Genomic DNA, 16,890 nt, shown 5'->3' on the forward strand with positions numbered 1-16,890 from the left:
TTGAACAAACATCAAATTATGCTAGTCGACGGCATGGCGTTATTATTTCGCGGTTTTTTTGCTACTGCATTCCGAGGTAATTTTATGAAAACGAGGGAAGGGATGCCGACAAACGGCGTTTATCAATTTTTGCGCTATTTTCTAGATGCAGTGAACACATTTCAACCAACACACGTCGTCTGCTGTTGGGATATGGGAAGTAAAACGTTTCGAACAGAAATGTATGCTGCTTATAAAGCCAATCGTGACGAACCTCCGGTAGAGCTGATACCGCAATTTGACTTAGCCAAAAAAGTAGTAGATAGCTTTAATATGCCAAACATCGGCTTGGAGAATTATGAAGCCGATGATTGTATTGGAACTTTAGCAAAAATGTACGGTGCTGATCATGAAGTAACGATTCTGACCGGCGACCAAGATATTTTGCAATTGGTAGACGATGGTATCCAAGTAGCCATTATGAAAAAAGGCCAAGGGAATTATGATCTGTTTAATCAAGCTAATTTCTATGAGAAGAAAGGCATTCATCCTAAACAAATTATTGATTTGAAAGGGTTGATGGGGGATCCTTCCGATAATTATCCAGGTGTCAAAGGAATTGGCGAAAAAACAGCATTAAAATTAATCCAAGAGCATGGGACTATCGAGGATATGATCGCAAATATAGATACGTTGCCAAAAGGTGTACAAACAAAGATTAAAGCAAACATGGAAATGCTACATTTATCAAGGCGTCTCGCTGAAATTAAATGTGATGTTCCAATTACGTGTGAGTTAGAACAAGCTTTATGGGATTATGATCGGGAGCGTATTATTGGTACATTTCAATCGCTTGAATGGAAATATTTAGACAAGCTCGTGTAAAGTAGATCTTCAATCAGTGGGGGTTTTCATTCATCCTCACTGATTGTTAAGTAAATGGGGCATTTAGGCGCTGTTATCTCCCTGTTGCAGTACTACAGAATTCAACTCCTGAAGTTACAGCCTTACAGCCCCTTATATGTGGGTAAAATAAACTATCCAATTAGTAGAAAGGGCAAACCAATGAACTGTTCTTAGCTTATTGGTTGCCCTTTTGTTTTTGTATTGCTTCTTAGTCTAGTAAAACATGGGCAATACCATCTTATTATGCAGGGATATAACAAAATTGCAGGGTATGCGCTATACAGGGAGGGGGTATATCGCATACCCTAAACGCGTTTATCTTTGATGTTCTTTATTAAGAATGAAGGTGGTTTCTTTTTATAGGAATTGCTTAATAAAATAAGATATTGCTAAAATAGACAATCGTTTGCGCAGATCTGTTAATTCTGATTGAATGTTTCTTTCAAGTTGCTTTATCATGAATTCATTCTATTTGGTTAAGCTAGGAAAATAATTTATAGTAAAAGATGAGAGACAATTCCGTGTATGTCATGCTTTGTTATCGTTTTGTTTGAAAATTCAATTGCTCAATGAATAACGTAATTATATATTATTGACGTTTATAGTGAAAAATTCTGTCGTGAGGTTGATAAATATGTCATTGTTTCGTGTTGAAAATGTAAAAGTAAATGAAATTATAGAAATGAATCAGTTAGAAATCCCTGCGAATCAAGTTGTTTGTATTATCGGAAAAAGCGGGAGTGGAAAATCAACTTTTCTTCGATTATTAAACCATTTGGATTCTCCTGATGAAGGCACCATTTTTTACCGTGGTAACGATATTCAACAAATGGATCCGATTGAACTAAGACGTTCTATCACCATGGTTCCGCAAACACCAGTTATGTTTCCGGGAACGATTAAAGATAATTTGCAAATTGGTCAAAGATTATCTGGTCTAAGTACGGCGGATGAGGTAACACTTCAACAGGCTCTTAAACGTGTATCCTTGCATAAATCATTGGATACTCCAGCCAACGACTTATCAGGAGGGGAAAAGCAACGACTTGCTTTAGCAAGAGCCACGTTACTAGACGCCGACGTTTTTTTATTGGATGAACCGTCTTCCGCGTTAGATAGCGATACGGCAGATGATGTCATCGATGCGTTTATTGATTTTATTAAGTCTGAAAATAAATCGTTAATTATGATCACCCATGATCTTGAACTAGCAGGACGAGTGGCAGACGTCACTATTGAAATGAATTCATATAGTGAAATCGTCTCGTAATTGCTGTAATATAAGGGCATTGATTACAGATTTCATATTCAAGCAGCTATTGATATTAAAATGCTTGTTTAGAACGGCTGATTATTAGAAAGGAGCACAAAAAGTGAGTGAAACAACTTCGATTGATTTGACTTTTTGGCAGTTACTATTCGCTTACGTTTTCATAGTTATTCTATGGGTTATTGTTCGTATTAAAGGGATTCCAAGACAAAAGTTAATCATCATTTCCACATTGCGGATGACCGTACAATTAATCCTTGTTGGTTATTTATTAATGATCGTGTTTGAGAATCCGCATCCAATGATCACATTAGTCATTGTCTTGTTTATGCTTGGGTTTGCCATTTACAATGTATATAAACGTGCAAGTGTAGCAATTCATGTATCGGTCAAAAAGGCAATTGCTGTTGCCATGGTATTAGGTATATCTGTAAGTATGGTTTATTTTTTATTTGTCGTATTACAGTTAGACCCGTGGTATAATCCACAGCTGTTCATTCCAATTAGTGGCATGATTATTGGCAACGCTATGACAGGGATTACCCTAGGAGTGAACCAATTACTAATTGGAGTTAGAGAACAAAAAGACAAGATAGAAGCAGCACTAATGCTCGGAGCAACGCCCAAAAGTGCGTCTCATTCCATTATAAACGAAGCTTTTGATTCTGCGATGCTGCCAACGATTAATTCCATGGTTGGGATGGGAATAGTATTTTTACCTGGTATGATGACAGGACAAATCATCGCAGGAGCTTCACCTGTTAGTGCGGTTAAATATCAAATAGCAATTATGCTTGGTGTAGCTGGTACGGTAGCTATAACGGTAGTGATTTTCCTCCATTTAGCATATAAAGCGTTCTTTAATCATCGCGCACAATTGAAGTTTTCCGATCAATAAGTGGCATAGGTCGATACTGCTGAAAATACCTCTCCCTAAAGAAATTAGTTTAATCCGATAGGTACGGTTGGAAAAATAATTGTATTCCTTTTATAATAAAGAAAAAACATGCAGGAGGAAAAATCTATGGTGTTTCCTTCCAAGAAGGATCGGTGGATTACTGTTCTCTTATGGGGAATTGCGATAATAGGGTTGCTTATACCGATACGCACAGGAAACTTGTTATCCGTATTACTGATTCTCCCATTAATCGGGCTTTTATTATGGTTTTGGTTTCGTACGGATTATCGGATTATCGGTGAAAAACTAAAAATTCGCTATGGACCGGTTCGCCAAACCATTAATATTAAAGAGATTCAAGTGATTTTTAAAGCGAAAAAAAACCCTTTAGCTGCAGCACCGGCTTTATCGCTCGATCGAATTGTGCTACACTGCGGAAAATTTAACGTAACGAGCATTTCGCCGCAAGATAAACAACAATTTTTACAAGCACTCGTTGCTATTAACCCACATATTAAAATGGAAAAGTCTTTGAAACAATCGCTTTCTTAATCGGACTTATAACGTATGAATCTAAATAAATTATCATACTTGTATGAAAAAGGAGGATGGAAAATAATGCGTGTAGTTGAGAATATTAGTGAACTAATTGGAAATACTCCAATGGTAAAGTTAAATAAACTTGTTCCGGATGATGCAGCAGATCTGTATGTAAAATTAGAAATGTATAACCCGAGCAGAAGCGTCAAAGATAGAGCAGCTTATAATATGATAAAAGTTGCTGAAGAACAAGAACTGTTAAAACCTGGAGATACGATTATTGAGCCAACCAGCGGAAATACTGGAATTGGCTTAGCAATGAATGCTGCGGCAAAAGGATATAAGGCGATTATTGTAATGCCTGATAATAGTACAACAGAACGAAGAAATATTTTAAAGGCATACGGGGCAGAGGTTGTACTGACACCTAGCGAAGAAAAAATGCCTGGAGCGATCAAAAAAGCGCTGGAATTGCAAAAAGAACATCCCGGCAGCTTTATTCCGCAGCAATTTGAGAATGAAGCAAATCCTGATATTCATAAAACAACAACAGCTCTGGAAATTTTGAAGCAAATGAATGGGGAACTGGACGCGTTTGTGTGTACGGCAGGTACTGGAGGAACGGTAACTGGTACAGGTGAAGTATTAAAGGAAAAGCTACCCGATATTCATATCGCTGTGGTTGAACCAAAAGGGTCCCCCGTGTTATCAGGAGGAAAACCAGGTAAACATAAGCTTGTCGGTACGAGTCCAGGATTTATACCTGAGATATTAAATACGTCCATTTATGATGAAATTATGCAAATTGCAGATGACGATGCAGTTGATTTTTTAAAACAACTTGGTCAAAAAGAAGGCATATTCATCGGATTATCTGGTGCAGCGGCAGTCTTTGCTGCCATTCAAGTAGCAAAGCGACTAGGAAAAGGAAAGAAAGTTGTTTGTATCGCACCAGATTCAGGTGAACGTTATTTAAGCATGAATTTATTTGCTGAAGAATAATTTATCATACTGATTTAAAGAACAGATTAACTAGTAATGCTTTGTGTATGACAGGAATTGAAAAGTGTTCGCTAGTCATTATTGGTCATAGTTACATGATGGCATTTTGTTATTTATAAAAATTATGATTCTTGTAAAAAGCCAACGAAATTCTCGTGATCGTTGGCTTTTCCTATGGTAGGATAAAGTATAGTTTTTTTATTGTATAGGAAACGATAAATTTAGGTGCTTGTGGATAACGAAATAACCGAATCGTCACGTCCGGATCCATCGCCTAGCAACGATGCGACTTTAGAAATGCACTCTACGATAAGGCCTCATCGGTTCGTTGCTAAGGGGAAGGCCGACTAAAAACGGGCTTGCCGCTCAGGCGTCGGCATACCCCAGTTTTAGTGGCATAATTCCTTTATCTTTAGTTGATTCGTTCCATTCGCTACGTTGCTAAACGGGCGCGTGCGCCTTTGTTCTTTGGAATTGTCGTCATTACCAATCAATGGAGTTGGAAAAAAGGGGGGTTATAGCATGAAAAAAATCACTTATATTATTAGCAGCTCTACCCTTATTTGCGCCTTGCTTGCGTTTATAGAGCATGGCCTAGAGATTAATTATGCCATAAAGACGGTAAGTAAAATCAGTTTATTTTTCCTCGTTATTTGGCTATATGCAAGGCTGTTTGATGATTTTCGTTTCCGGGATGTTTTAAGTTTAGATAAATTAAATAAACAAGATTGGTTACGGCTGCTTTTTCTCGGTGTACTATCTGCTGGTGTTGTTTTAGTTGCTTATTTATTACTTTCACCTTATTTTTCCGTTCATCAAATTAAACATGATTTAACTAGCAGATTAGGAATAACTGCAACAGGGTTTATTTTTGTAGGTATTTATATCACATTTGTGAACTCCTTTTTGGAGGAATATTTTTTTCGCGGGTTTATCTTTTTCCACCTACCGAGAAAAATCGGATACTTTTTTAGTCCATTCCTATTCGCAATCTATCATATTCCGATGATTGCTCTATGGTTTAGCCCTGTTTTAATCGGCGCTTGCTTTATCGGTCTTTGGGGAATCGCTATGGTCTTTCATAAGGTAAATGAAAAAAATCGAACGATTTGGTCTTCATGGATAATTCATATTTGTGCAGACATCATGATTATTATCATTGGAATGACGTTATTTTATTTTTAAGCTTTCGATTAAAAAACTAATAGACATAGTAAGCTAGTTTTCTATCACGGCACGCATTTGTGTAAACCGAAATTACATATCCCCTTTGGTGCATGAAAATTTTTCTAAAAAAAAGGAGAGCCTTCACATGAAAACATTATTGTCCGGTATTTCCGCTCTTATGCTGATCGGATTAATCATTGCTACCGTTATTTACCAGCAAACATTTTCAAACGCTTCAATAGCAGATCTTGACGAAGCCGAAAAAGGTAATACGAAAGAAGAATCGGATTTGCCCGAAGACGTAAATCCAACTGATTCATTGGTCACAAATCAGACCGTCGATTATGCTATAGAAAACGAACAATTATTCGTTACTTACGACAAAGGCACAGACTGGATCCATGTTCCGATCGAGAAAAGTCTTTTATTTGCTGGAGACTACAACGGAAGGGAGGATGAACTGATTCCGCAAAGTTACATACTTTCTGAAGAACGAACGGTATTTTTGCATCCGAAAGGAGAGAACACTGTTGCAATAACTTACTCCTTAAATAAAGGTAAATCATGGCAGACATCGGTTATCGTTGAAAATTATCCAGTTATTCGATTTCGGAAAGTAGCTTTTTTGAATGATGATTTTGGCTATGCCATACTTTCCGGCGGTCGAACGATGTCTCAAGAAATTTCCAGTGTTCATCTTACTTATGACGGTGGTAAAAGCTGGAGAGAAGCATCAAGACCAAATACTACAAGGATGATTGCTAATGGTGAATTTATTGATGAAAGCACGGGCTTTCTGTCCTATGGTACCATTAACCCTGAATCACCAGAACTTTATGTAACGAAAGATACAGGGCAGACATGGAAACAAGCAAAAGTTCACGTGCCAGATAAATATAAGCTACATTTTGTGACTGCTGAAACTCCTGAAAAAGTAGGTGATCACCTAATCATGCTTGTACAACAAGGGCCAAATGGAGATTATAAAGGTGGAAAAGTAAAAGGGAAATTTAAATCAACAGACGGCGGAGAAACATGGGAATTCGTATCGGAGGTGGAACCAGATGAAACAGAGTAGGTTACGTATAACAGGTTGGTTGCTGTTTCTATTAGCGGTTTTACTATTCAGTGGGCAGATTGGCTTTTTGCTTATTCAATCCAATTACCCTCAAGTAGAGTACATTGATAATCGTCTGTTTTACTTGTTTAATATAAGTTTCGCTATTTTTTTAGCATTAGCGCTTTTGTTTTTGCTACGTCTATCAAAAATATGGAGACTGCTTGTCATTACTAGCTTTGGAATATTTGCGATTGTAAATAGTTGGCTGTTCATTTCCACTAACCAGCAGATAAAAAATATCATTAGCATTTCACCTGACTTTAAACAAGTATTATCCATAAAAAAGCAGGTGGATACAAAAGAGGCTACATATTATCGGTCCAAACTCGGTATTTTAGCAATGTCACATCAAAAGCTGCCAGAAGATGTGAGTAGCACACCTAAAATAGACTGGTTAGCAAATGATATAGCTGCAGTTACCTATAAATCCTCCGATGACAAACTCCAGCAATTTATTGCTACATATGGTGATCGCGGAATAGGGGGTTCTTACTATGAAGTAGGAGCAGTTACCCGTGGGAGATGGGGTGGCGAAAGTGTAGAGATGCGAAATAACACAGAAGGGATCACTATTATAACAAAAGCCACTTCTGAAACGTTTAGTTGGGATCAGGTCATTCAGTACGGAACACTTGCCCTTGTATTAATGAAAGATAATCAAGCTGTATGGACGATCGCATTAGATGAAGACTTTGATGCTGAGGCAATCAACGATGGAAAACAACAAACAGGAAATATTACGTTATACAAAGCAACAATGGATGATAATGAACCAATAAATCTTGAATTTCAAGGCAGGGAAGGTAGTCTGTTTAAACCTGCTGAAAAATGAAATCACTCAAGATAACATGCTTCAAGTTAACGCCATTTATTCACGATATAAGGTGCTGTGTGACTCCTGCTTCAATTGTTGAAGAGTATGTACGGAACAAGTCAAAATGGGAGATAACAGCACCTACCCGATTCGTTTAATTATTCGCAAATCCCTGTTTCTAAGCCTATCATGGTAGGAGGAGATGGACATTATCTGTGTACGGTCACTACACCAAGGGCATAAATATTGGCAAGGCCAATAAGAACTGGGCTTCGACACGGTATAGCACTTCCAGTTAATCGTCAACTTTTACTAGCCAATGCTTTTGAAAATATTTTCAAAACCTATACGCCTTTCCTCCATCAGATTGTGCGGAAATATTATGTCGTATATAGCTATCCACTAAGTCGAACTTATCCATTCCAAATGGTCGGCGGATATCGTTTATTTACTCGTGAAACCCATTGGAATGGTTGTTTTTATTGTGCACGGTAGATTAAGCTCCAGAGAACAGAATTCATATGCAGTACACGGACTTAAGAAAGAAGGAGTAAGTTTTAGGGATTTCCCTTTATTTAAGGAGTAAGTTATTGCAACAATGTCCTCTCTTTTCGGATGCAAAAATACCGTTTGTAAATGCCTCAGATGCCATATTCTAAAAAATTGACGTTCATTTTAGAAGTTGCTACCATAATAGATAGAATGTTCATTCTACTGAAATAAGGAGTGAAAAATATGAGCTCATCAATGAAACGAGAAGCTTTATTAGAAGTTGCTGAACGTTTATTTTACGAAAAAGGCTTTCGTGGCGTTGGTTTAAAGCAAATTATTACAGAAGCTAATGTAGCAACGATGACATTATACAATCATTTTTCCTCCAAAGAGAAACTAGTTGAAGAAGTTCTCAAAAAACGTGAAAAGCGCTACTGGTCTTATTTAGATCGATATGTTGAATTGGATTCAGATTCTCCATTTATCCTTGCTGTAGAAGCGCATGGTCGATGGTTAAAAGAGCATTCACTTAAAGGAGATATGTTTTTACGCGCAATTGAAGATTATGCAGGTAAGAACAATGAAATAGAGAGCATAGCTAGAAATCATAAATCCAAGCTAATATGTTATTTTCAACAATTAGCTTTTAAAAAAGGAAAGGAAAACCAACAAGATTTAGCCAATCAATTTACATTATTGCTAGAAGGCACGACTTCGATGGCGGCATTAATCGGCGCGGAGGAAGCAACTTCACACTCGATTGCGATAGCTCGGACACTTGTCCAACAGGCTTCGTAATTTTTTTATCCTTAAAAAGTGGAGTCTCAAAATAAAGACGGAAAAAGTACGTAACAAAAAAGTAGGTAGTTTAAATCATTAGAGCAGATTATGAAGGTAGTAAATGAATAACAAAGTAGGTAAAATCACGGATGAAAATAGAAAGACCGTTCTATCTATTTTAGTCAAGGAGGGGTACCATGAAATTATTGCGGCTTATCTTACCTGGTATAGCAATGATCGCTTCCACATACGGACTAGCTAGGTTTAGTTTCGGATTACTTCTTCCTGATATACAAGATTCATTACAATTTTCTAATCTTACCTCTGGTACAATTTCTGCATTATTCTATGTGGCCTTTTGTTTTACGATAACCATTTCAACCATTATTACTATTAAGAAAGGCCCTCGAAAAATGATTTTTGCTGCTGGTCTTGCTGCACTATTTGGATTGCTATTGATGGGGTTGGCACCAAATATCTATATACTTGGATTAGGTGTTCTACTAGCCGGTGCGAGTACAGGGCTGGTATCTCCTCCTTATGGAGCTGCGATATCACTTTGGATAGAAGAGAAAAAGCAGGGAACAGCAAATACTTGGATTAATTCTGGTACAAGTATCGGTATTATTCTCTCTGGATTAGGAGCCTTATTATTAACACCACATTGGCGAATCACATACTTCATTTATGCACTTTTAACATTTATAACATTGCTTTGGAATCTCAAAATTATCCCAAAGCAGTCGATGTATTCAACCCGAATGGTACTCAAAAGAGGAGATTATTCGATTAAAGGGGTTGAAGGATCGGTAAAGCTAAGTACCGCTTCCGTTGTGTTAGGAATTTGCTCGGCTGCTTTTTGGACTTTCTCTCGTTCTTTTTTTGAAAGTGCTGGTAGTTATGAGGATTGGCAGCTATCCATATTTTGGGTGGTCATCGGTAGTTTAGGAATTCTTGGCGGATTTTCAGGATCATTGATTGAAAAGAAAGGCTTAGCTTTTTCTTATAGAATCGCTACCGTACTTTTATCTTTCGCTTTTATTCTTTTAGCTGTTTCACCTGAAAAGTGGTTTATTGCATATTCCGCCGCAGGACTCTTTGGGGGCTCTTATATATTTCTAACAGGTGTATTACTTGTTTGGGGAATAAGAGTATTTATTCATAACGCCTCACTTGGTATCGGTGTTCCTTTTCTACTATTAGCAGTTGGGCAAGTTATAGGTTCCTTATCTGCTGGTTTGTGCATTGGTTTTTTTGGATATGCATTTACGTTTATTTTATTTGGGTGTGCGAGTTTAATAGCTAGCTTTATTAATCCTAAGAAAAAGCAAACATCCCCATCTATATAGTAGATGGTAAAGCAGTATCGTTTTCTTTATAGTGGTAAAACATATATAATTATCTGAAGCAGTAGATTTTAATATGTTTCCTTTTTCAAGTTTATACTGATTTAACAATTATTCGTAACAAGCTATTATGGAGGTTTATAAAAATGAAACAACATTTACGATTACGCGCTTTAGAGGAAGAAGATTTACCGTTTATTCATGAGTTAGCTAACGACCCAAAAATCATGTCGTATTGGTTTGAAGAACCGTATTATTCGTTTGCAAGGTTAAAGGAAATGTATGAGAAACAAGCTCAGGATCAACATATACGACGTTTTATCGTAGAAGGAAAAGGAAAAGAAAAAATTGGGTTAGTAGATATTGCATACATTGATTATCTTGTTCACCGAAACGCAGAGTTTGAAATTATCATTTCCCCCGATCATCAAGGCAAAGGATATGCTATTCATGCAGCGCAATTAGCAATGGACTATGCATTTGCAACGTTAAACTTGCATAAATTATACCTCATTGTTGATAAACAAAATGAAAAAGCTATTCATATTTATAAAAAGCTAGGGTTTGCTGTAGAAGCGGAACTAAAAGAAGAATTTTTTGTAAATGGAAGCTATCACGATGTGTTACGTATGTGTATCTTCCAGCGTGAATATCTTAACAAACCATAAGTTACTGATTGAATTATAATAAAGCAGTATGTAGCAGAAATTCGAGTTATAAAAGTGCCCTCTATGTCAATTAGCGCATGATTTTGTAAGAAATTGCGTGTTATAAGCTCAACTCTCCATATAAGTGGAAGCAAGTGTCAAAGTACTGTCGAAGCTTGTAATGAACGCAGAAAGATAGCGTCTAGGCTATTGCAAAATTATTTAATTATGGAGGGAAAATAATCGGTTTTAAGGTTCTCGTATGACTAAGAGGGGTCACCCCCCAAGGAAGCGACTGTAAAACAAAGCGCTAACTTATGGCTTATAGAACCCATTTGCGATAAATTAGGATTCCCATTGGAAAAAATCACTACAGATATCAAACGATGATCTCTGTTCCTTATAGAGATCCTCTTTACCTTCTTACAACTAATCCAGGCTTTTTTAATGTCCTTTACAAAGGTTACGCTTTATAAAGAATTATCGCTTTCTATATTGGAATTTCTTTATCGTTGTATATCACATTTTCCCTACTATACCCCCAAAAGATCTATTCCTCATTGATGGAGTAGATCTTTTTTTCTTGAATTTCTAATAAAAAAGCTTGAATCAAACGTTACGTGCTGTTTTATACTTAAAGTAGCAAGACGAGGAGGCGATGAACATATGTACACCATTGGAAAACTGTCTAAAAAGACAGGTGTCACAGTAAGAACGTTGGATTACTATGATGAAATTGGCTTGCTTCAACCGCAAAGCACAACAGAAGGGGGACATAGATTATATGGCGAAGAGGAAGTATTTCGATTGGAACAAATTTTATCATTAAAATTTTTAGGATTTTCATTGGATAAGATACAGTGTATTTTGCAGGAACCGTCAAATTCATGGGAAGATGCATTTGGTGAACAATTAATAATGGTGCAAGAACAGAAAAAGCATATTGAAGAATTAGAACAATCGTTACGTACCATCCTATATACGATCCAAATAGAGAAGGAAATAAATTGGGAATTGGTTTTTGGAATCATGCAGTTATTCCAAAAGAAAAACAACAAAATCGATACGATATTGAATCAGTATATGAGTGAAGAAGAAAAAGAAAAAATACTGTCGGTTAATATGGATGAAGATAAATTGGAGATATGGGTGGAGCTTATTAATGAAATAAAAGAAAATTTACATGCCGCTCCGGAATCCGAGATCGCTCAAAAGCTTGTAGATCGTTGGATAGAAGGCGTCGTTGATATGTTTGGCGAAGATAAAGAATTTCTTGATCACGCATGGAATGCAATAAATGAAGAAAGTGATGGCGTAATGTTTTATCCCATGACGAAGGAGGTTATTCATTTTATTAATGAAGCGATGGCGGTAAGAGAGAAAAGGGGAGACATTTAATGAAAAATGCAGTCGAGATGAAAAATGTAATGAAAACATATGGCAAAAATGTAATTGCATTAAATAACCTATCATTAATAATGAAAGAGGGGGAGATATCCTCCTTGCTTGGTCCAAATGGATCAGGGAAATCAACCACGATTCGTATGCTAACTTCCTTAGCCTATCCAGATGAAGGGGAAATCCTGATTTTTGGGAATAAAAAAATAGATAAACGTTTAATTGGCTGCGTTTCTCAATCGTCTGGCATCGATTCAATGGGAACAGGAAGAGAAAATTTAACGCTGCAAGGAAGGATCTATGGGCTTAAAGGGAAGAAGTTAAAAGAAAGAGTGGATGAATTACTACGTGTATTTCATTTACAAGAAGATGCGGATCGACTAAGCAAAAATTATTCTGGAGGCATGAGAAGGAAGCTCGATCTTGCTATGGGAATTATTCATCGACCGAAATTGCTGTTTCTGGATGAACCTACGACTGGATTAGATCCAGAAGCACGTAAAGAATTGTGGAATACTATTAAGCGGCTGCAACATACAGAAGGGATGACTGTCATTCTTACTACACACTATATGGAAGAAGCAGATGAATTATCTGATTGGATCGCTTTTATTAATGATGGAACGATTGTCGCAGAAGGAACAGCAGAGGAATTAAAAAGCAAAGTTGGAAAAGATACCGTTACTATTACGTGTGATAAACAAGCACAAGCATATTCTATTTTACAAGCATCGTACAAAACATTAGAGGATAAGGATCAATTGTTGGTCATGGTAGAAGAAGGAGAGCAAAAACTAGCGGGAATTTTAGAAAAATTAAGAGGAAATCAGATCAATGTTTCATCTGTTACCGTTTCCAAGCCTGATCTTGGAGATGTGTACCTTCTATATACAGGTAAAAAATTAAGCGCAGAGGAGGAAGCAGAATGAAACTATTGACAGATACACTATGGATCTTTGTTCGCTCTTTAAAAATCTATTTTCGCGTTCCGTTTATTGTTTTAATGACGGTTATTCAACCAGTATTATGGATGTTTTTATTCGGTGAAGTATTTTCAAGTATGGCAGATATCCCTGGATTTGGCGGTGAATCATACATTGAATATTTAGGACCTGGAATTGTTATGATGAGTACGATGATAGCTGGTGCTCATGCTGGTATAGGAATTATTAATGATCACAGGGAGGGGATTCTTGACCGTTTATTAATTTCACCCATTTATCGTTCGGCAATCGCAATGGGGGGGTTATTGCAGGAAACCGTAACGATGGTTATTCAAGCACTGATTATGATCGGTGTAGCAGCTTTATTAGGAGCAACATTTTCAGGAGGACTAATTGGAATCATCCAACTTACAATCATTGCTGTATTATTGGGGTTGGGAATGGGGATATTATCAACCACTGTGGCATTATTCGTTTTAAAAGAAGAAAGCCTAACTGCTGCAGCCAGTTTAATTACCATGCCGCTTATATTTCTTTCCGGAATGTTTATTCCACTTGAACTGGTACCAAATTGGGTTGAAAACTTTGCTGCTTTTAATCCGCTTAATTGGGCAGTAGAAGCAGGAAGAGAAGTTATTACGACAAAACCAGATTGGTCGGTTGTAATACCTAATAGCAGTTATTTAGTTTTGATGTTTATTGTCTCTTGCGCACTTGTTCTGCTGGCGTTTCGAAAATATCAAAAAACGTTATAGAATGAATAAGTTTCAAAAAATAGAACTACTTACTTGTTTCGTATTAATTAATCTATTATGGTATATGTATTCGTATACTTCTAGGAAATTTTAAAAATTATGTAAAACATAATGTTTTTAACGCCTTAATATTTAATAAAGGAAAAAACCAGACTTGAAAGAAGTCATTCAATTTTACGAAGAGGGTATTGGTTTAACTAAAATAGAAGAGTTCCATGGAACGAGAGGATATAGGGGAGTTATATTTGGTCTTCCACACTTGGACTACCATTTGGAATTCACCTCACATGAGAACGGCAGCCCTTGTCCAGCACCAACGAAGGATAATCTGATTGTCTTTTATATGCAAGACAAGGATGAAATAAATCAGTTAGTGAAGCGAATGGACGATATGGGCTATAAAGAGGTAGAACCTGAAAATGAATATTGGAAGGAAAAAGGAGTTACCATTGAAGATCCAGATGGATGGAGAGTCGTATTTATGAATCGATCCTATGTATGATAGGGATGTGTCTAAGTAAAAGTATAACATTACATTAGATTGCTATAATGTGCATATAGTTCACTCCCTCTGCTAATAGTAGAGGGAGCATGCTCTCTTTACCACTATAAGGAAGGATGAATTTATTGAAAAAGAAAAAATTGGCATTTTACTTTTTGACTACGTAGATATCCTAGATTTTGCTGGTCCAGCAGAAGTTGTTTCATTAACCGCAAATAATAAAGCTGAATAAATGCTAAAACTTTATAAAAAACATTTATTTCCAACAAGACCCTTTGTAATGACCATTACAAAAACTGGAGAAAAAATTAAAACACATGCTGGTATATCGGTATAACCTGACTATAGCATTTATAAGCATCCAAATTTAAATATTTTAATAATACCTGGTGTGCCTTTAAGAGCAGTAGAATCTTAGCGAAAAATGATCCATTACAACAATGGATATTCATGCATAAACATATTGAATATATCTGTTCCGTTTGTACTGGAGCACTTATTTTAGGTGAAATGGGTTTATCGAATGGGAAAAGTGCGACAACACACTATTTAGCATTACATAAATTACAAAAAACATATCCCGCTATAAAAGTAGCTTCTGATTGCAAAGTTGTACATGACGGTAACATTAATTCCTCATAAGGAGTATCCTCAGGAATTAATATGGCATTATATCTAGTTGAACAAATAATGAGAAAGACGGTTGCTGAGAGAACCGCTAAAACTATTGAATATCATAAATAGAAAATAAATGTAGAGTGGGGAGATAGTAGTATATTAGAAGAAATCAAATCATTGGGAACTTAGGAGCATGATTAAAGTTAGTTTATTTTTTCACATATATCGAATTCCCCCTAATCGTTGACAAATATATAATAGTTAAGTAAACTAAACTAAACTTTAAAATGAAAGTAGGGATAATAAACTAATGGATGATTACATAATAATGATAGACAAAATCAACCAAAAATTTGAGCAATTTAAGTTGTTAGTGTTACAAGAAACAAAAGAGGTTGAGAAATTAGCGAGTTTTCATTTAACTCCGCAACAAGAAATTGTCATGTTTTACATCATTCGTAATGAGCCAGTAATTGCAAAAGATATTGCAAACCATTTGGATATTTCGAAAAGTGCGGTAAGCCAAGTGATTTCTAAGCTTGAAGAAATGAGATTGATATATCGTAGAGAGAATTCAATAAATCGCAGAGAAACATTGATTTATCTTGGAGATAGGGGGCAAGAATTTCAAAAGCTTCTTAAAAAAATTGACGATATTCTTGTGAAAAAATATTACTCAAAAGTAACGTTAACGGAGTTAAAAAATGTTCTTGACACATTAAATAAAATTGTTGGCACTACAAAAAACAAAGGGAGTTAGTATAATGGAGAAAAAATTAAACCAACTAACCGATCGTATACATTATTTACCACCTGATCCGGAAACAGATCGGCCAATACTGTCTGCCATATGTGGCACTTACCAAACATTAATTGTCGATGCGGGAAATTCGGATAAACATGCTAAGTTATTTCTTGATGAACTAAATCGATGTCAAGTTAAGAATCATCATGCTGTCGTATTAACCCATTGGCATTGGGATCATAGCTTTGGGACAAATGAAATGAATAAGTTAACTATAGCACATGAAAATACAAAAATGCATCTTGAAAAAATGATGGAATATGATTGGTCAGATGAAGCTTTAAACAATCGTGTACAAAAAGGCTTAGAGAATCCGTTTTGTTCAGAAATGATAAAAAAAGAATTTGGAACAGACAGAAATATTACTATCACGCTACCTAATATTACGTTTAAAGACAAATTGGAGATTGATTTAGGTGGTATTCGGTGTGTAGTCAAACATGTAGGCGGGGATCATTCTGATGACTCATCACTTATTTTTGTAGAGGAAGAAAAAGCACTTTTCTTAGGGGACTGCTTGTATCCGAGTATATACACACAACAACCGCAATATAGGATTGATAATGTTAGGCATCTCCTAGAAAATATTGAAATGTTTGATGCAAAAATTTATGTACTTTCACATGAACCGCCATTATCTAAAGATGATTTTATGGGGTATATAAATCTATTGAATTTAATTTGTGATTTAACTGAAAAACACCAAAGAAACCACTTGAATTTGGTTAATGAGCTATCTGCTCAATTAAACCGTAAATTAAGTCAGTTAGAAGAAGAAGTTGTTTATTGTTTTATGAATGGATTATCTGTTAGTTAGGTTAGCAAACTGGTAATTTTCCTGATTTAGGAAAACTCATTACTTATAGGAAGGATTTTACCTAAAAAATAATAGAAAAATACAATTATT

General features: G+C 36.1%; 19 protein-coding genes. All 19 read left to right on the forward strand.

Annotated features, from left to right (window positions below):
• The 19 genes from BKP57_RS21220 to BKP57_RS21305 all read left to right on the forward strand — a co-directional run bounded on the left by BKP57_RS21220 (position 1) and on the right by BKP57_RS21305 (position 16,800).
• A complete protein-coding gene (locus tag BKP57_RS21220; RefSeq protein WP_050352869.1) occupies positions 1-864 on the forward strand; it encodes a 5'-3' exonuclease in 864 nt (287 codons plus the stop codon).
• Between the two features lie 655 nt (positions 865-1,519).
• Positions 1,520-2,155, forward strand: a complete 636-nt coding sequence (locus BKP57_RS21225; RefSeq protein WP_072742318.1) for an ABC transporter ATP-binding protein — start codon at positions 1,520-1,522, stop codon at positions 2,153-2,155.
• Positions 2,156-2,258: 103 nt separating this feature from the next.
• Positions 2,259-3,053, forward strand: a complete 795-nt coding sequence (locus tag BKP57_RS21230) for an ABC transporter permease (RefSeq protein WP_082240973.1) — start codon at positions 2,259-2,261, stop codon at positions 3,051-3,053.
• Between the two features lie 126 nt (positions 3,054-3,179).
• Positions 3,180-3,605: a PH domain-containing protein gene (locus BKP57_RS21235; RefSeq protein ID WP_050352870.1), complete on the forward strand. Its 426-nt coding sequence runs from the start codon at positions 3,180-3,182 to the stop codon at positions 3,603-3,605.
• A 66-nt stretch (positions 3,606-3,671) separates the two neighbouring features.
• Complete coding sequence (gene cysK / locus BKP57_RS21240) at positions 3,672-4,595, forward strand: cysteine synthase A (protein ID WP_072742319.1); 924 nt, start codon at positions 3,672-3,674, stop codon at positions 4,593-4,595.
• A gap of 522 nt (positions 4,596-5,117) precedes the next feature.
• On the forward strand, positions 5,118-5,780 hold the full coding sequence (locus BKP57_RS21245) for a CPBP family intramembrane glutamic endopeptidase (RefSeq protein WP_050352872.1): 663 nt from the start codon (positions 5,118-5,120) through the stop codon (positions 5,778-5,780).
• 127 nt (positions 5,781-5,907) lie between these two features.
• A complete protein-coding gene (locus tag BKP57_RS21250) occupies positions 5,908-6,840 on the forward strand; it encodes a WD40/YVTN/BNR-like repeat-containing protein (RefSeq protein WP_072742320.1) in 933 nt (310 codons plus the stop codon).
• Positions 6,827-7,714 carry a hypothetical protein gene (locus BKP57_RS21255; RefSeq protein WP_050352874.1) on the forward strand — a complete coding sequence of 296 codons (888 nt, stop codon included), beginning with the start codon at positions 6,827-6,829 and terminating at the stop codon, positions 7,712-7,714. The genes BKP57_RS21250 and BKP57_RS21255 overlap by 14 nt, the downstream gene beginning before the upstream one ends.
• Before the next feature lie 228 nt (positions 7,715-7,942).
• Positions 7,943-8,191, forward strand: coding sequence for a DUF6688 family protein (locus BKP57_RS23330; protein ID WP_306423651.1), 249 nt, complete (start codon positions 7,943-7,945; stop codon positions 8,189-8,191).
• A gap of 240 nt (positions 8,192-8,431) precedes the next feature.
• Positions 8,432-8,986 (forward strand): TetR/AcrR family transcriptional regulator, encoded by a 555-nt coding sequence (locus BKP57_RS21260; protein ID WP_050352875.1) that lies wholly within the window; start codon positions 8,432-8,434, stop codon positions 8,984-8,986.
• A gap of 179 nt (positions 8,987-9,165) precedes the next feature.
• Positions 9,166-10,317 carry an MFS transporter gene (locus BKP57_RS21265; protein ID WP_072742321.1) on the forward strand — a complete coding sequence of 384 codons (1,152 nt, stop codon included), beginning with the start codon at positions 9,166-9,168 and terminating at the stop codon, positions 10,315-10,317.
• 143 nt (positions 10,318-10,460) lie between these two features.
• Positions 10,461-10,982, forward strand: coding sequence for a spermidine N1-acetyltransferase (speG, locus tag BKP57_RS21270; protein WP_050352877.1), 522 nt, complete (start codon positions 10,461-10,463; stop codon positions 10,980-10,982).
• Positions 10,983-11,627: 645 nt separating this feature from the next.
• A complete protein-coding gene (locus BKP57_RS21275) occupies positions 11,628-12,359 on the forward strand; it encodes a MerR family transcriptional regulator (protein ID WP_072742322.1) in 732 nt (243 codons plus the stop codon).
• Positions 12,359-13,288 carry an ABC transporter ATP-binding protein gene (locus BKP57_RS21280; protein ID WP_072742323.1) on the forward strand — a complete coding sequence of 310 codons (930 nt, stop codon included), beginning with the start codon at positions 12,359-12,361 and terminating at the stop codon, positions 13,286-13,288. The genes BKP57_RS21275 and BKP57_RS21280 overlap by 1 nt, the downstream gene beginning before the upstream one ends.
• A complete protein-coding gene (locus tag BKP57_RS21285) occupies positions 13,285-14,058 on the forward strand; it encodes an ABC transporter permease (RefSeq protein ID WP_072742324.1) in 774 nt (257 codons plus the stop codon). Before BKP57_RS21280 ends, BKP57_RS21285 begins: the two co-directional genes overlap by 4 nt.
• Before the next feature lie 154 nt (positions 14,059-14,212).
• Positions 14,213-14,560, forward strand: coding sequence for a VOC family protein (locus BKP57_RS21290; RefSeq protein ID WP_072742325.1), 348 nt, complete (start codon positions 14,213-14,215; stop codon positions 14,558-14,560).
• Between the two features lie 450 nt (positions 14,561-15,010).
• Positions 15,011-15,202, forward strand: coding sequence for a DJ-1/PfpI family protein (locus BKP57_RS22380; RefSeq protein WP_156875396.1), 192 nt, complete (start codon positions 15,011-15,013; stop codon positions 15,200-15,202).
• Positions 15,203-15,506: 304 nt separating this feature from the next.
• A complete protein-coding gene (locus BKP57_RS21300) occupies positions 15,507-15,938 on the forward strand; it encodes a MarR family winged helix-turn-helix transcriptional regulator (protein ID WP_232231270.1) in 432 nt (143 codons plus the stop codon).
• A 4-nt stretch (positions 15,939-15,942) separates the two neighbouring features.
• A complete protein-coding gene (locus tag BKP57_RS21305) occupies positions 15,943-16,800 on the forward strand; it encodes an MBL fold metallo-hydrolase (protein ID WP_072742327.1) in 858 nt (285 codons plus the stop codon).
• Positions 16,801-16,890: the final 90 nt, after the last annotated feature.

This window comes from Virgibacillus sp. 6R, assembly GCF_001895305.1.
In the GTDB taxonomy this organism is placed as follows: Bacteria; Bacillota; Bacilli; order Bacillales; family Amphibacillaceae; genus Virgibacillus; species Virgibacillus pantothenticus.